The 1088-nt window shown below is 43.8% G+C and carries 2 protein-coding genes; one reads left to right on the top strand and one right to left on the bottom strand.

The genetic code is table 11. The features are described 5' to 3' along the window. The coding region (locus A3763_RS28085; protein WP_197482752.1) for a hypothetical protein at window positions 1-669 on the top strand (669 nt) is incomplete at its 5' end. 9 nt (window positions 670-678) lie between these two features. Here the strand turns inward: A3763_RS28085 and A3763_RS04090 are convergent. After that, window positions 679-1088 (bottom strand): efflux RND transporter permease subunit (locus A3763_RS04090; protein WP_197482751.1); only part of this gene is annotated, 410 nt, incomplete at its 5' end.

Below are 1088 nucleotides of genomic sequence, written 5' to 3'. Positions count from 1 at the left end.
GCGCTTAGCCTTATTTCTAAAGCAAGTAATATAGAACCTAAAGAAGCACTATTTAGCGCCATAAAAGGCGATGCATTGGCCGCTAAGGGAAATAAAGATTCTGCACTTGCGGCCCATATGCGCGCCACAGAGCTCAACCCAAATCAATTTTCTTATTACTTAAAGCGTGCTCAAAGCTATGCCGCTCTAGGCCAATCTAGCTATGCCATTGATGATTATCGCTATAGCATGCGTTTACTACCAACAAGTATTGCTGCCCTACAATTAGGAGAGCTATACAGCGAGTCTCAGAATCAGGAACAAGCACTTAAGTACTATGCACAAGCAGCCCAGGCGCAAGGCGATATAGGTCAACAGGCAAAACTAAAACTGGCCCTAATCGAAATTAAGCAAACACCGGAAAAATACTTAAAGGCCAAGCATGTTCAAGACCCTAAAGGGCCTTTATTGGTGACAATAGAAAACCATAGTCCACTGAACATTGGCGCTCTACAGTTGCGCACGCAGCTAATTGACGCAAATGGAAAAGTAATTAAGATTGAAGAATGGTCAATTAACGAAACGATTCCGGCGCAAAAACGCAGCCCCTACTATCCTGCCAAAGTTGTTTATCACTTAAAAACAGGCGAAAAGGTTAAAACCAGCATTAGCTCGGTGACACTTGAATAGAAACACCAATTAGGAACCGTTTTGTTTGCTTGATATCCATTGGCGAGTATTAGCACCAAGTACCAGTAAAGCCGGTGTTAGAAACAAGGTGAGGACTGTGGCAAACGCCAATCCACCAGCAATGGCACTAGATAACTGAGTCCACCACTGTGTAGAAGGTGCACCAAAAGCTACGTCGCGATTGATAAAGTCGATATTCATCGATAAGACCATCGGTATCAAACCAAGAACAGTGGTTCCTGCAGTCAATAACACGGGTCGCATACGAATCTCACCCGTCATCAAAGCCGCCTGATAAGGGCTAACTCCATTGTTGATATACGAGTTATAGGTATCAATCAATACAATATTATTGTTCACAACGATACCTGCCAAGGCAATGATACCCAAGCCGACCATCACGATACCGAAAGGCTGAG

The organism is Oleiphilus sp. HI0128 (genome assembly GCF_001635365.1).
Note: the sequence above shows the minus strand (reverse complement) of the source record. Positions and strands in the feature narration are given on the sequence as shown.